A 13,869-nucleotide genomic window follows, 5' to 3' on the forward strand; every position below is an offset into this window, starting at 1 on the left:
TGAAGGAGCACCATGTCCCTCCCCCTCACGCGTCGGATCGCCCGTGCCGCGCTGCTGGTCGCAGCGGGCGCCGCTCCCCTCGTCGGCGCTGCCGGCACGGCGAGCGCCGCCGACCTCGCGAGCACGCCCAACGTCGCGGGCGGGCTCACCAAGCTGGACGGCGCCAACGCGAACGCGGTCGTCGACGGCGCCACCGAGAAGCTCGGTACGAAGGCGGGCGACACCGGCGTCAAGACCGTGAAGTCCCAGCTCCCCAAGGCGGGCAAGACCGTGAGCGGGGTCGGCGCGGCCGTCCCGACGGTGAAGAAGGCGGCGGGTGACGCGACCGGCTCCTCCGCCCCGCTCCTCAGCGGCGCCACGAAGTCCGCCAAGGGCACGCTCCCCGGCGGCGCCGCGACCCAGGGCCTGCCGCTCCAGGGCGGACTGCCGCTCGGCGGCTGAGGCTCAAGGCACTGTCGTACGCGCAGTCGTACGCGAAGGGGCCCGGGGAGAGGCGATCTCTCCCCGGGCCCCTTCGTCTGCATCCGTCGTACGTGCCCTCGCGGGCGTCGCCCCGTGAGCGTGGGCGTCACGCCACGAGCGTCGCGGCGCCGTCATGGCGCCACCGTGCCGCCACGGACGGTGAGTTGAGCTTCGGTCGGGCCAGGCGGAGCCGGAGGAGACGGCGTTCGGAGACGGCGGCGCTCGGCTGAGGCGGCGGTCAGGTGAGGCGGCGGACCGCCTCCGCCACCCGCTCATCCGTCGCCGTGAACGCCACCCGCACGAACCGCTCCCCCGCCGCACCGTAGAAGTCGCCCGGCGCGACGAGGATCCCGCGCTTCGACAGATCGCCGACCGTGTCCCAGCACGGCTCGTCCCGCGTCGCCCACAGGTAGAGGCTCGCCTCGCTGTGCTCGATGCGGAAGCCGTTCGCCTCCAGGGCCGCGCGCAGGGCCGTGCGCCGGGCGGCGTACCGGGCGCGCTGCTCGGCGACGTGCGCGTCGTCGCCCAGGGCCGCGATCGTGGCGGCCTGCACCGGGGCGGGGACCATCATCCCGCCGTGCTTGCGGATCTGGAGCAGTTCACCGAGCACCGCCGCGTCACCGACGAGGAACGCGGCGCGGTAGCCCGCCAGGTTGGAGCGCTTCGAGAGCGAGTGCACCGCGACGATGCCCTCGTACGAGCCCCCGCAGACGTCCGGGTGCAGCACGGACACCGGCTCGCTGTCCCAGCCCAGTTCCAGGTAGCACTCGTCGCTGAAGACCAGCACCCCGTGCTCGCGTGCCCAGGCGACCGCCGTCCGCAGCTCGTCCTTGGAGAGGACCCGGCCCGTGGGATTCGAGGGCGAGTTGAGCCACAGCAGCTTCAGGCCCGCCGGGTCGAGCGCGGCCGGGTCGTCGTACACGACGGGTTCGGCGCCGGCCAGCCGCGCGCCCACCTCGTACGTGGGGTAGGCCAGCCGCGGGTACGCGACGCGGTTGCCGGAACCGAGACCGAGCTGCGTCGGCAGCCAGGCGACCAGCTCCTTCGAGCCGACCACCGGCAGCACGTTCGCGTGCGCAAGGCCCTGAGCGCCGAGCCGCCGCTGCGCCCAGCCGGTGATCGCGTCACGGAGCTGCGGGGTGCCCCAGACGGTCGGGTAGCCGGGGCTGTCGGACGCGGCGGCGAGCGCGGACCGGACCGCCTCGGGGACCGGGTCGACCGGGGTGCCCACGGAGAGGTCCACGATGCCGTCCTGATGGGCGGCGGCGGTCGCCTTGTACGGCTCGAGCCGGTCCCACGGGAAGGCGGGGAGGCGGGCGGAGACTGCGGCCACGGTGCTCACTTCTCTCGGACTACGGTGGTGCGGGATGCGGAACGGCCGGGTCCGGCGGGCCGTCGCGGTGTGCCGTACGGTCACGGCTGCCGGGCCGTCGCCGGCCGGCTTCCGCGGCGGGAGTGCCGGACGGGACCGACGTGAACCGACGTGAACGGGCGGGATTGCGCGTGGGCCAACGGCACCAGCGGGACCGGCGGGGGCGGACGGACCGGAGGGGCCTGAGGGACAAACACCTCGGTCCCGTACGGCCGGGAGCCGTACGGGACCGAGGCGGCGCTGCGCCGGCCCTGGGCTCCCAGCAGATGCCGGGGAGCCTTACTGGTTCTGCGGCGGCAGCGCGGCGATGAAGGGGTGATCGCGCTCGATCAGGCCGAGCTTGGACGCACCACCGGGGGAGCCGAGCTCGTCGAAGAACTCGACGTTGGCCTTGTAGTAGTCCTTCCACTCCTCCGGAGTGTCATCCTCGTAGAAGATCGCCTCGACCGGGCAGACCGGTTCGCACGCCCCGCAGTCGACGCACTCGTCCGGGTGGATGTACAAGGACCGGGAGCCCTCGTAGATGCAGTCGACGGGGCACTCCTCGATGCACGCCTTGTCCTTGACGTCGACACAAGGCTGCGCGATGACGTAGGTCACGCTGTCGTTCCTCCTCGGTAGGGCTGGCGGGCCCATCGCGGCTCCGCCATGGGCGCGCGGGAGCGCGGCGTCGTCGATGCCCGCACCTAGTATCTCCGTTCCGGGGCGCGAGACGAACAGGAGGGGCTGACTGAGCTGTGGATTTCACCACTGGCGGACGGTTCGAAGTCCGGATCACCAGCGCTGACGTGGGCAAAAGGGTATCGGTGCGACGCTTGACGGAAGCTGGGGTCCCGGGCGAGAAATTCAGCGACACGGTCGGCGTGCTCACATCCTGGGACGGCGGTGTGCTGTCCGTCACACGCAGGAGCGGGGAGATCGTCCGGATCCCGGAATCCGCTCTCGTCGCGGGCAAGGTCGTCCCCGACGCACCTCGGCGCAGACGGGGGCCCGCCGCGCGCTGGGACGAACTCGACCGGGTCGCGGCCCGCGGCTGGCCGGCGGTCGAGAGCGTTCGGCTCGGGGACTGGGAGCTGCGCTGGGCCGGCGGGTTCACCCGGCGCGCCAACTCCGTCCTGGCGATCGGCGACCCGGGGCTCCCGCTGGACCGGGCGCTGGGCGAGATCACCGCGTGGTACGCCGAACGCGGCCGGCCCGCGTACGTCCAGGTGAGTACGGGTGCGAGCGGGGCGCAGGAGCAACTAGCCGCCGAACTCGCCGCCCGCGGCTGGACCCGTGAGGTCTCGGCGCTCATCCGCACCGCCGCCCTCGCACCCCTCGCCGACGCTGCGGCGGACACCGGCGAGGAGGGCGCGCGCGTGGTGCTCACGCGCGAGATCGACGAGGCGTGGCTCTCCCGCTACCGCCGGTTCGAGGAGACGGCGGACGAGGTGCTGAAGGTGCTCGGCGGAGGCCCCTCCGTGTGGTTCGCCACCGTGCCGGGCGCGGAGGACGGCGCTCCGCCCGCGGCGATCGGGCGGTGCGTGGTCGACGGGCGCTGGGCCGGGTTCGCGGCGATCGAGGTCGCCCCGGAGCAGCGCCGCCGGGGACTCGCCACCGCCGTGATGGCCGCGCTCGCCCGTACGGCACTGGAGGAGGGCGCCTCGGCGGCGTACCTCCAGGTCGAGTCGGACAACGGCGCGGCCGGGACGCTCTACGACGGCATGGGCTTCACCACGCACCACCAGTACCACCACTTCCGCGGACCGAAGGGTGACACCCGTTGAGCGGGTACGAGGCAGATATGCACGACATCACCGGCAGGCGGCAGCGGTTCGCGGAGGCGGCGCGCACCGAGCGCCCCGACCTCGCGCTGCTCTGCCTGCTCGTCGCCGCCGAGGCAGAGCCGGAGACGGGCGAGGCCGCCCTCGACGAGGCGCAGATCGAACTCGACCGTCTGGCCGGGCTGATGCCGTTCCGCCCCGCCGACGGCGCGCGCGGCTGGGCGCGGGCCGTCGCCGATCTCCTCGGTGAGCGTCACGGCTTCCACGGCACCCCCGGCGACTACCGGCGCCTGGAGTCCTCGCTGCTGCCGCACGTACTGCGCCGGCGGCGCGGACTGCCGATCCTGCTGTCCGTGGTGTGGATGGAGGTGGCGCGGCGGGCCGGAGCACCGGTGTACGGGGTGGCACTGCCGGGCCACTTCGTCGTCGGCTTCGGCGATCCGGCCGGCCCGGAAGGACCGGTGCTCGCCGACCCGTTCGACGCGGGCCGCGTCATGAGCGGTACGGACGCGGAGGTGCTCGTCACGAGCGCGACGGGCTCCCCGCTGACCCCCGGCATGCTGGAACCCGCGCCCCCGCTGGAGACCATCCTGCGGATCCTCAACAACATCCGGGCATGGGCCGTCGCCCGCCCGGAACGCTCCGACGTCCAGCTCTGGGCTCTGGAACTGTCGTTGCTGCTGCCGAGCCATCCTGCGCGGCTGCGCTACGAACGGGCGCAACTGCTCGTGGAGCGCGGGGACTTCACGCGCGGCGCGGTGGAGCTGGAGGCGTACGCGGAGGTGATCGCGCCGGTGGATCCTGGGGCGGCGGAGTCGGTGCAGAGCCAGGCGCTCGCCGCGCGGGCGAAGCTCAACTGACGTCTGCGGTCGCGGCATCGCGGCGCGCGAGCCCGTGGTGGACTTGCCCGCGCCGTTGGGGCCGCCGTTGGGGCCGAGGAGGGCGACGGTCTCGCCCGGGTGGAGGGTCAGGGTCAGGTCCCGTCACGGCGCGGGTGTTCCCGTAGGACTTGCCGACGTGGTCGAAGACGACGGCGGGTTGCGGGGGTTGTGGTGCGGTCATGGTGCAGGCCTGGCCGCGGAGGCGCCTTGCCCGGCGGTGTCGCCGGTCGTGCGTCCCGTATGACGGATGTCATGCCGCGGTGCGTGACCGGGCGGAGGGCGCGGACCGGGCGGAGGGCACGGACCGCGCGCATGGCCGAGCCCCCGGCCCTGAGGCGGGCGCGGGGGCTCGGTCGCGGCGAACCGCGTCGTCCTAGCTGGGATTGATCGGGATGACGCCGATACGTTCCTCCGGAGTCTTGCCGCGGAGCGCCTTGGCCAGTGCCGCGGCGACATCCTCCGGAGCGACGGGCTTCTTGCTGCCGTCGCCCTTGGTGATGAGGATGCCCTCGAAGGTGCTGCCGTACAGCTTCTTGAGCGCCTCGCGGTCGTAGACCTCCACCAGCCGGCCGTTGACCGGCTTCACGGAGAGGATCTTCGGCAGCGACTTGTCGGGCCCGAAGGGGATCGACTTGTTGCCGGCCTTGACCGTGACCAGATCGGACATCGCCGGTTTGGCGAACTCCTTCATCTTCCGGTCGATTTCGGCCTGGCTGATGGACGGCTTCTGCATGCTGACGGGCAGGTCCAGCGCCGCGTTCTCCCCGGTCTCGGCCCGCTCGCGGTACGCGTCCTCGACGGCGTCGACGGACTGGTTCACGTCCAGCGCCTTGTGCGTCTTGCCCGGTACGGCGACGGCCTTGCCCGGCACGAACTTGATGGTGCCGTCCTCGCTGCCCGCCGCCTGGCCGGAGAGCGTCTTCAGCGCCGCGGCGAGCTTCTCCTCGTCGATCTCGATGGCAGGCGTGCCCTGGCGGGAGCCCCCGAAGAGCGAGCCGATCACGGAGACCGGGTTGTAGTCGCGCCCGGCGACGTCGCGCACGGTCGTCCGGGTGTCGACGGCCAAGCCCGCGCTGGACGGCTTGAGCGAGCGCTCCTCGCCGTCGATCGTCACGGTCATCGGCGCGTTGATCCGGTCGCCGAGTGCGCCGTCGAGCTTGGCGACGGCGTCCTCCTTCGTCATGCCGCCGATGTCCACGCCGAGGACGGTGGTGCCGTTCGGCACGTCCGCGTGGTCGAGCAGCAGACCCGCGCCGTACGCGACGACGACCAGGCCGGCGAGCCCCGCCCCGACGAGAACGAGCTTGGAGCGGCCCTTCTTCGCGGGCCGGGGAGGCGGTGGACTCGGAACGTCGACCGGCGCGGGCGCCGGATGCTCCGGCCCTTCCGGGGCGGACGGCCCGGGCGGGAACGCCCGCTCGCCGGCCGCCGGACTCCCCGGGAACGGGAACTCGTTGGACGACGGAACCCGCGGGATCCCGCTGACCAGGGTGTCGCCCGAAATGCGCTCCGGTCCGCGCGGACCGTCGGGCCCACCCGGGCCCTCGGGTCCGGGAGGCACCTGGCCGCCGGGGCCCGGACCACCGTGGCCGGGGCCGACCGCACCGATGCCGGGAGCCGGTGGGAGGTGCCCGGTGTCGCCTGGCGCGGGGGGCTGCGGGGTGAACCGGGCGGATTCGTCGCCTCCGCCCTGGCCCGCGGAACGCTGGAACCCGGGCGGCAGGAGCGGCATGTCACCGGTCATCGGCCCGGAGGTCGGACCCCCGGGGCCGGCCGATCCGGGGTGACCGGGCTGACCCGGCCGGCCGCCGGAAGGCGGCGGCCCCGCGGAACCCGAGCCGGGGCCCGCGCCGTACGCGGGAACGGATCCGGTGCCGGTGTCGCCGCTCTGGCCGCCACCGTACGGGCCGGAGCCTCCGGCGCCGTACACGGGGTTGCTGCCGGTATCCCCCGGCCGGGGCCCCTGTCCACGCCCAGGACCGCGGCCCGCGCCGGGACCCGAACCGGCCCCGGGCGCACCGGTTCCGGACGAGCCGGACCCGGCGCCCGGTCCGCCGGAGAAGTACGGAAGGTCGGACCGCTGCCCGCCGCCCGCGGGCGGCGGGGTGGGGTCCGGCGGCGTGGCGGCCGGTGTCTTGCGCGGCGCGAACCAGTCGCTGGTCTTCGCCTCGTCCCTGCCCTCACCACTGCCGCCGGGCCTGGGCGCAGGCGACTCGCCCCGCGGAACGGGGGCGGGGGAAGGCGCGGGGACACCGGCCGGCGGCGTGGGCGACGTGCCCGTGACGGAGGACGTCGGTCCCGGCGCGGGACCGCTGTCCGTGTCTCCGTCTTCGACGGGCTTGCGCACGACGACCGGCGGAATGGGCCGGGAGCCCGGGATGTTGATCCGGATCCGGGTCGTCAGCGTCGTCTCGGTCTTCGGCTCCTCCGGCTTGCGCGCTTCGCTGTCGTTCGCAGCGGCGTCATCGTGCCCGGAGTCCTGCGCGGGGTGCGGCGACGGGTACCGACGGGTGCCGTACGGCGGGGTCCCCGACGGGTACGCGGCTCCGCCGCGCCCCTGGGGCCCGGAGGACGAACTGTCAGTTTCTCGGCTCAAGGCTGGTTCTCCCGGTTAGCTCCGCCACCCATGTCCGTGCTCGGGCGGCTCGGCGGCGCGTCCACCATACTGGGCAGCGCCGACGGCGACCCAGGGACGGCCGTATCGGCCACCCCGAAGGTGGTCCCGGTGCCCGGGGGGTTTGTCACGTCACTTGCCAAGTCGGGCGGCTTGCACGCCCGGTGGCGGCACCCGCGTCATAGTGGCGCAGATCACAGCCACAATCATCCCGCCCAGCAGGAACATGTACGACCCCACGCCCGCACCGAAAACGAAGTCGCCTTCCGGACGCGTGGCCGTCAGCAGGATGACGGCGATCAGCCAGCCGCCGCCGGGTGCCGCGGCACCGGCCCGGGAGCCGAGCGCCTTCGCCCCGCCGTAGCAGACAGCGGCGACACCGAGCAGCGCGAGCAGCAACCCGGCCGGGAACCAGGCCGCTTGGACGAGCGCGCCCGCCCCGCCGACCAGTGCGCCGAGCACGAACAGGACGGCGTACGCCGTCAGACGCCCGGTGGTCAACGGTCCCCCCTCTTCCCGTCCGCGACGGAGGAGACACCGGCGAACAGGTCGCCCTCCGGCGGCTCTCCGCCCGCTTCGCCCCGTACGAGCCGGTAGTGCTCCTCGGCGAAGAGCGGCTGGCCGAGGTCGTTGGAGAGCGCGAAGAACGGGCCGTCGACGGCGATCTGCGTGGCATGCGCCCGCATGGCCGCCGTCTTCGCCGCGGCGTGCGCCCGCCCGTCGATCCGCGCGGAGACCTCCGCGTCGTCGACCACACCCGGTACGTCGTCGGCGGTGGCGACGCCGTCGAAGCTCACGTCGGCCTCGCGCAGCCTGGCAAGTCCCGCTTCGGCGGCGGAGCGTGCGAGGCAGTTCCAGTAGATCTTGTCGATCGTGTGCGGTGCGCCCAGGTCGGGGCGGAAGGCGGGATCGGCGGCCAGGTCGGCCGCGCGCATGGCGACGCGGTGGGCCTGGATATGGTCCGGGTGACCGTAGCCGCCGTTCTCGTCGTAGGTGACCAGCACCTGCGGCCCGACCTCGCGCACCACCGCGACCAGATGCGCCGCGGCCTCGTCCAGGTCCGCCTGCCAGAAGGCGTCGGGACGGTCGTTCTGCGCCAGCCCCATCATCCCGGAGTCGCGGTAGCGGCCCGGGCCGCCGAGGAAGCGGTGGTCGGTGACGCCGAGCTCGGCCATGGCGGCGGCCAGTTCGCCGATGCGGTGCGTGCCGAGGGTGTCGTCACGGTCGGCGGCGAGATGGGCGAGGTCGGCGGGGATCACCTCGCCCTCCTCGCCGAGGGTGCACGTCACGAGGGTGACGTGGGCCCCCTCGGCCGCGTACTTGGCCATGGTGGCGCCGTTGTTGATCGTCTCGTCGTCCGGGTGCGCGTGGACGAGCAGAAGACGGTGGCCGGGAAGATCGGTCATGCCTACAGCGTACGAGCCGGGCGCCGGGGTACGAGCCGGGCGCCCGGGGGCGGTCAGAACTTGATGCCGCCGATCATGCCTGCGACGTTCGTGGTCAGCTCGCTGATCGTCGGGGCGACGGACGAACTCGCCAGGTAGAAGCCCAACAGCATGCAGACCACCGCATGTCCCGCTTTGAGCCCGGCTTTCCGGACCAGCAGGAAGACGATGATCGCCAGCAGCACTACCGCCGAGATCGAGAGTGCCACGGCGGTTCACCTCCAAAGACGGGGCCGAATCAACGAGCGGATGATTTCGCACTGCCGCGGGCTTCTCGCCCACTGTGCGCAACTGATCATAACTTTCCGCTCCTGAGCATGGATCGGTGCACGGGTGCAGAGAAGGGGCGCACGGGTCCGCCGCCGGGGGGCGCCCAGCGCAGGCCGGAAGCTCCCCGCCCAGGACCACCCGGCTCACGGCTCACGGCTCCCGGCATGCGCCGACCGCCGCACCCGCCGGGCGGACGCCCGCTCCCGCCCGGCGACGGGCGCGCGTTCCCGCCCGCCACCGGGCGCCCGTTCCCGCCTCGCGGCGCGGCAGGCCATCGGCGCGGTGTCCCTGAGGCGGGGCCGCACATAGGGTCTGGGGGCATGACGGGACAGATCTCCTTTCCGCGCCAGCACGCCCGCACCCAGCGGTTCACCCTCGGCGCCCCCCGCGCCTTCACCGTGTCGCCGGACGGGGAGCGCATCGCCTTCCTCCGCTCCCGCGGCGGCACCGACCGGGCCAATCTGCTCTGGGTGCGCGATCTCGACTCCGGCGAGGAGCGGGTCGTCGCCGATCCCGCAGCGCTGCTGGGCGGCGCGTCCGAGGAGTTGTCCGCCGAGGAGCGGGCGCGGCGGGAGCGCAGCCGGGAGGGATCCGCCGGGGTCGTCGGCTACGCGGTGGACGAGGCGGCCGAGTTGGCCGCGTTCGCGCTCTCCGGCCGGCTCTTCACGGCGGAGCTGCGCGCCGGTACCGCACGCGAACTCCCTGTCCCCGGACCGGTCGTGGACCCGCGCCCCTCGCCCGACGGGCGCCGCGTCGCGTACGTCGCGGGCGGTGCCCTGCGGGTCGTGGACGCCGACGGCGGTGGGGACCGCGCGCTCGCCGCGCCCGGTGACGGCGAGGACGACATCACGTACGGGCTCGCCGAGTTCATCGCCGCCGAGGAGATGGACCGGGCCCGCGGCTTCTGGTGGTCCCCGGACAGCGAGAGCCTCCTGGTCGCCCGGGTCGACGAGTCGCCGGTGCAGCGCTGGTGGATCTCCGATCCGACGCACCCGAACCGCGCCCCGCAGAAGGTCGCGTACCCGGCGGCCGGGACGCCCAACGCCGATGTCCGGCTCCTGCTCGCCGGGCTCGACGGCTCCCGCACGGAGGTGGAGTGGGACCGCGCCGCGTACCCGTACCTGGCGCGGGTGCACTGGTCGCCGGCCGGACCGCCGCTGCTGCTGGTGCAGGCCAGGAACCAGCGCGATCAGCTCTACCTCACCGTCGACACCGGGACCGGCCGGACGCGGATGCTGCACGCCGACGAGGACCCGGTCTGGCTGGATCTGTTCCCCGGTGTGCCCGCGTGGACTCCGGACGGGAGGCTGGTGCGGATCGCGGACGAGGGCGGGGCGCGCGTCCTCGTCGTGGGCGCCCGGCCGCTCACCGGACCGCAGTTGCACGTACGCGCGGTGCTGCATGTGTCCGCCGACGACGTGCTGGTCTCGGCGTCCGCGGGGCCGGAGGCGGAAGACCCCGCCACCGGTGAGATCCATGTCTTCCGCGTCAGCGAACTGGGCGTCGAGCGGCTCTCCGAGGGCCCCGGTGTGCACTCGGCCGTGCGCTGCGGCTCCGTCCTGGTGCTCTCCTCCGCCTCGCTCGACGCGAGCGGGTCCACCGTCCGCGTGCTGAACGAGGGCAAGGCGACGGCGACCGTCCCGTCGTATGCGGAGACGCCGGTGCTCACGGCCGCGCCCCGGCTGGTCCGGGCCGGCGCGCGCGGCATCCCGTGCGCCGTGCTGCTGCCCACCGGGTACCGCGAGGAGGACGGGCCGCTGCCGGTCCTGATGGACCCGTACGGCGGTCCGCACGGCCAGCGCGTCGTGGCCGCCCACAACGCGTACCTCACCTCGCAATGGTTCGCGGACCAGGGGTTCGCCGTGGTCGTCGCGGACGGCCGCGGCACGCCAGGGCAGTCGCCGGGATGGGAGAAGGCCGTCGCGCGCGACCTCGCGGGCGTGACCCTCGACGACCAGGTGGAGGCTCTCCGGGCACTGGAGGGGGACCATCCCCTCGACCTGACCCGGGTCGGCATCCGCGGATGGTCGTACGGCGGATATCTGGCCGCTCTCGCCGTGCTGCGCCGGCCCGATGTCTTCCACGCGGGGGTGGTCGGTGCGCCCGTCACCGACCAACGGCTGTACGACACCCACTACACGGAGCGGTACCTCGGCCACCCGGACGAGGCCGGCGAGGTCTACGCGGCGAACTCGGTGGTCACGGACGAGGGCCTGTCGGGCGCCGCGGAGACGCACCGCCCCATGATGATCATTCACGGGCTCGCGGACGACAACGTCCTCGCCGCGCACACTTTGCGGCTGTCCTCCGCGCTGCTCGCCGCGGGCCGGCCGCACGAGGTGCTCCCGCTGTCCGGGGTGACCCATATGACGCCGCAGGAGCAGGTGGCCGAAAACCTGCTGCTGCTTCAGGTGGACTTCCTCAAGCGGTCCTTGGGCATGGCCTGAGCCTGCGGCGCCCGAGGTCCGACGCCTGAGCCGGATCACGCTCCCGCTGTCCGCTCCGCGTCCGCCCGCCCTCGCGGTGGTGGGCGGGTGCGGGCCGGACGGCGCCGGCGGGCGTCACCAGCGCGGCGGCTGCACGGCGTACGGCTCGCCCTCCCGGTAGCCGTACGCGTCCCCGCCCGCATCCGGCACCAGGCGCTCGCCGCGCCGCGCCAGCACGGTGAGCACCAGGAAGCCGGCGAGGGTCTCGAAGAGCGCTGTCGCCACGCTCAACTGCTCCTGGAGCGGCAGGTCCCCGAGGTGCGCGAGCATCTCGCTGCGCTGCTGCGCGGAGATGCCGGTGAGCCCGCGCGCGAGCAGGATCACGGCCGCCGTCGACCCCAGCGCCCGCGCCCAGGTCGTGCGCCGGAGCGCGGCGACGGCGCCCGCGAGGCTCAGTGCGACGACGGTCCAGCCGAGCCATCCGTACGGCGGCTGGAGCAGGGCGTAGACGTTCTGCGGACCGTCGCCGACGAGCACCTTCCGGTACGTGGCCCAGCCCCACTCGCCGGCCCGGTGGATCTGCCAAGCGGCCCCGGCCAGCGCCGCGGTGGCGAGGAGCACGCAGGCGGTGAGGGAAGCGCCCCGGCCCGGCCGGGGCGAGGGCGGTTCGTAGTCCGCGGGCCGGCGGCCGGCCACGACCGTCACCAGCAGCACGGCGCCGATCACCACACCGGCGGCCGCGGTCAACGTCGCCCGGGACCGCAGGTCGTCGTCGATCACCCGCATCCAGTCGGACTGGAGCATCCACAGGCTGGGGAGGCGCAGCGCCATCGTGGCGACGGCGGCGGAGGCGAGCGCACCCGGGGCGACGGCGACGGACTGGAGCGCGATGAAGGCGACCACGGCATGGACGCAGACGAGCACGGGATCGATCAGCGATGTGCCCCAGATGCCCCCTTCCGCTCGGGAGGGCATACCGGCCCAAAGCCACCACACATCGACAGGCTCGGCGGCCGCCGTGACGTCCTGGATGACCCACATCAGCTCGATCAACGCGAGCAGGGCACAGGCGAATGCCCCGAATAGGCGTGCTCCGCGCACGAGTGTGCGCCCCTGTCCCATGCCTGCGGTTCTACCCCGCAAGGCGACCTTTCGACAAGCGACCGGCCGGGGAGGGTCCGAGCCCGCCCCGGCCGGTCTACGGCACCCGCACGGCCGTACGGTCTCCACCGTGGTCCGTCCGTATATCGGAGTTGCGTCAATGAAGTTGCTAGTACGTTAACGAAGTTGGTCCGGATTTATCCGGCATATCACTGCACGACGTGCCCCTGTCAAGCACGCGCGGACGTCAATCTGCGAAATCTTCGCTCAAGAAGCGAAGAGTCGGGCGTTCCCAACCGCTTTGCCTCTTGACGCGCGTTGATTAGCTCGTAAGAGTTCCGGACAATCAACAGCGCGACCCGCTGCTCTTCTGTGTCAAACAATTTTCGCCTCCGGGGGCATGAAGCCAATGACGAGCCCAACCCAAGCTGCTGGTCCGACCGCCGACGCAGCGACGGTTCCGACGACGCCTGAGAAGGGCGCGGGCAAGGACCCGTCCCTCACAGGCCGTTCCCCCGGCCAGTTGATGTGGCTGCGCTTCAAGCGCGACCGCACGGGCGTCATATCGGCGTTCGTGGTGCTCTTCTTCTTCGCGATAGCCGCCCTCGCTCCGGTCATCTCGTCGCTGTACGGCAAAGACCCGTACACGCTCTACGGCCAGGAGCAGGCCGGGCTGCTGGACGACTTCGGCGACCCGACGGGGCCCAACGGCGGCATGTCCGGCGACTTCTGGTTCGGCCTGGAGCCCAACCTCGGCCGTGATGTGTTCACCCAGCTCCTGTACGGCATGCGCACCTCCCTCTACATCTCGGTCGTCGTGACGGTCCTGCTGGTGATCACCGGAGTCATCATCGGCCTGGTCGGCGGCTACTACGGCGGCAGGGTCGACTACTGGCTGGGCCGGGTCACCGACTTCCTCCTCGCCTTCCCGAGCCAGCTGTTCTTCATCGCCACCATGCCGGTCATCACCGCGGTGTTCGTGAGCCCGCAGGACGAGACTCCGACATACGTCCGCGCGCTGGCGATCGTCTTCGTCCTGTGGTTCCTGGGCTGGATGGGCATGAGCCGCCTCGTGCGCAGCTCCACCCTGTCCCTGCGCGAGCGGGAGTTCGTCGAGGCCGCGAAGGTCTCCGGCGCCTCGCCCTGGCGGATCATCCGCAAGGAGCTGCTGCCGAACCTGGTCACGCCGATCCTGGTGCAGGCGACCTACCTGCTGCCCTCCACGATCCTCTCGGTCGCGTTCCTGTCGTACGTCGGTGTCGGCTTCGTCGAGCCGACCCCGGACTGGGGCCGGATGTTCTCCATCGCCGGCCGCATCTACGAGACCAATCCGACCTACATGTACTTCCCGGGCATCGCCATGGTGATCTTCGTGGTCGCCTTCAACCTCCTCGGCGACTCCGTCCGGGATGCCTTCGACCCGAAGTCCGGACGGTAGCCGTCCATTTCGAGGGGGGTGGCTGCCGACCCTTCGCCGGACTCCCTTCCGGACACGGCAGCGCAAATGGATCACAACCGACAGGAGCACCCGACGC

12 protein-coding genes and 1 pseudogene are annotated in these 13,869 nt (G+C 72.8%); 5 read left to right on the top strand and 8 right to left on the bottom strand.

Annotated elements, in window-relative coordinates; genetic code table 11:
* Window positions 1-12: 12 nt before the first annotated feature.
* Window positions 13-441, top strand: a complete 429-nt coding sequence (locus ACGFNH_RS11010; RefSeq protein WP_393652733.1) for an ATP-binding protein — start codon at window positions 13-15, stop codon at window positions 439-441.
* 259 nt (window positions 442-700) lie between these two features.
* Here the strand turns inward: ACGFNH_RS11010 and dapC are convergent, their stop codons facing one another.
* Together dapC and fdxA are read right to left on the bottom strand one after the other, a co-directional pair.
* A complete protein-coding gene (gene dapC, locus ACGFNH_RS11015; RefSeq protein WP_393652734.1) occupies window positions 701-1,795 on the bottom strand; it encodes a succinyldiaminopimelate transaminase in 1,095 nt (364 codons plus the stop codon).
* A gap of 318 nt (window positions 1,796-2,113) precedes the next feature.
* Complete coding sequence (gene fdxA / locus ACGFNH_RS11020) at window positions 2,114-2,434, bottom strand: ferredoxin (protein WP_018089397.1); 321 nt, start codon at window positions 2,432-2,434, stop codon at window positions 2,114-2,116.
* A gap of 137 nt (window positions 2,435-2,571) precedes the next feature.
* On the opposite strand from fdxA, the gene ACGFNH_RS11025 reads away from it, so the two are divergent.
* Together ACGFNH_RS11025 and ACGFNH_RS11030 are read left to right on the top strand one after the other, a co-directional pair.
* Window positions 2,572-3,600: a GNAT family N-acetyltransferase gene (locus tag ACGFNH_RS11025; protein ID WP_393652735.1), complete on the top strand. Its 1,029-nt coding sequence runs from the start codon at window positions 2,572-2,574 to the stop codon at window positions 3,598-3,600.
* A gap of 17 nt (window positions 3,601-3,617) precedes the next feature.
* Window positions 3,618-4,457 carry a transglutaminase-like domain-containing protein gene (locus tag ACGFNH_RS11030; protein ID WP_393652736.1) on the top strand — a complete coding sequence of 280 codons (840 nt, stop codon included), beginning with the start codon at window positions 3,618-3,620 and terminating at the stop codon, window positions 4,455-4,457.
* Window positions 4,458-4,490: 33 nt separating this feature from the next.
* Here ACGFNH_RS11030 and ACGFNH_RS11035 read toward each other — a convergent pair.
* The 5 genes and pseudogenes from ACGFNH_RS11035 to ACGFNH_RS11055 all read right to left on the bottom strand — a co-directional run.
* A pseudogene (locus tag ACGFNH_RS11035) lies at window positions 4,491-4,659 on the bottom strand (ABC transporter ATP-binding protein); the annotation flags it as partial.
* 192 nt (window positions 4,660-4,851) lie between these two features.
* Window positions 4,852-7,074: a hypothetical protein gene (locus ACGFNH_RS11040; protein ID WP_393652737.1), complete on the bottom strand. Its 2,223-nt coding sequence runs from the start codon at window positions 7,072-7,074 to the stop codon at window positions 4,852-4,854.
* Window positions 7,075-7,224: 150 nt separating this feature from the next.
* Window positions 7,225-7,593: a DUF6113 family protein gene (locus ACGFNH_RS11045; RefSeq protein ID WP_393652738.1), complete on the bottom strand. Its 369-nt coding sequence runs from the start codon at window positions 7,591-7,593 to the stop codon at window positions 7,225-7,227.
* A complete protein-coding gene (gene mshB / locus ACGFNH_RS11050) occupies window positions 7,590-8,498 on the bottom strand; it encodes an N-acetyl-1-D-myo-inositol-2-amino-2-deoxy-alpha-D-glucopyranoside deacetylase (protein ID WP_393652739.1) in 909 nt (302 codons plus the stop codon). The genes ACGFNH_RS11045 and mshB overlap by 4 nt, the downstream gene beginning before the upstream one ends.
* 53 nt (window positions 8,499-8,551) lie before the next feature.
* Entirely contained in the window at window positions 8,552-8,746 is a 195-nt protein-coding gene (locus ACGFNH_RS11055) for a hypothetical protein (RefSeq protein WP_360851860.1), read from the bottom strand.
* 381 nt (window positions 8,747-9,127) lie between these two features.
* On the opposite strand from ACGFNH_RS11055, the gene ACGFNH_RS11060 reads away from it, so the two are divergent.
* Complete coding sequence (locus ACGFNH_RS11060) at window positions 9,128-11,254, top strand: prolyl oligopeptidase family serine peptidase (RefSeq protein ID WP_393652740.1); 2,127 nt, start codon at window positions 9,128-9,130, stop codon at window positions 11,252-11,254.
* A gap of 114 nt (window positions 11,255-11,368) precedes the next feature.
* Here the strand turns inward: ACGFNH_RS11060 and ACGFNH_RS11065 are convergent, their stop codons facing one another.
* Window positions 11,369-12,355, bottom strand: a complete 987-nt coding sequence (locus tag ACGFNH_RS11065; RefSeq protein ID WP_393652741.1) for a hypothetical protein — start codon at window positions 12,353-12,355, stop codon at window positions 11,369-11,371.
* 388 nt (window positions 12,356-12,743) lie between these two features.
* Here ACGFNH_RS11065 and ACGFNH_RS11070 point away from each other — a divergent pair, with 388 nt between their 5' ends.
* Complete coding sequence (locus tag ACGFNH_RS11070) at window positions 12,744-13,772, top strand: ABC transporter permease (RefSeq protein WP_393652742.1); 1,029 nt, start codon at window positions 12,744-12,746, stop codon at window positions 13,770-13,772.
* Window positions 13,773-13,869 lie beyond the last annotated feature (97 nt).

This window comes from Streptomyces sp. NPDC048639, assembly GCF_043199075.1.
Classification (GTDB): Bacteria; Actinomycetota; Actinomycetes; order Streptomycetales; family Streptomycetaceae; genus Streptomyces.

Bases quoted from the DNA above. Each gene is read 5' to 3' on its own strand.
- ACGFNH_RS11010 (WP_393652733.1), top strand. From the start codon at position 13: ATGTCCCTCCCCCTCACGCGTCGGATCGCCCGTGCCGCGCTGCTGGTC.
- ACGFNH_RS11030 (WP_393652736.1), top strand. From the start codon at position 3,618: ATGCACGACATCACCGGCAGGCGGCAGCGGTTCGCGGAGGCGGCGCGC.
- mshB (WP_393652739.1), bottom strand. From the start codon at position 8,498: ATGACCGATCTTCCCGGCCACCGTCTTCTGCTCGTCCACGCGCACCCG.
- ACGFNH_RS11060 (WP_393652740.1), top strand. From the start codon at position 9,128: ATGACGGGACAGATCTCCTTTCCGCGCCAGCACGCCCGCACCCAGCGG.
- ACGFNH_RS11065 (WP_393652741.1), bottom strand. From the start codon at position 12,355: ATGGGACAGGGGCGCACACTCGTGCGCGGAGCACGCCTATTCGGGGCA.
- ACGFNH_RS11070 (WP_393652742.1), top strand. From the start codon at position 12,744: ATGACGAGCCCAACCCAAGCTGCTGGTCCGACCGCCGACGCAGCGACG.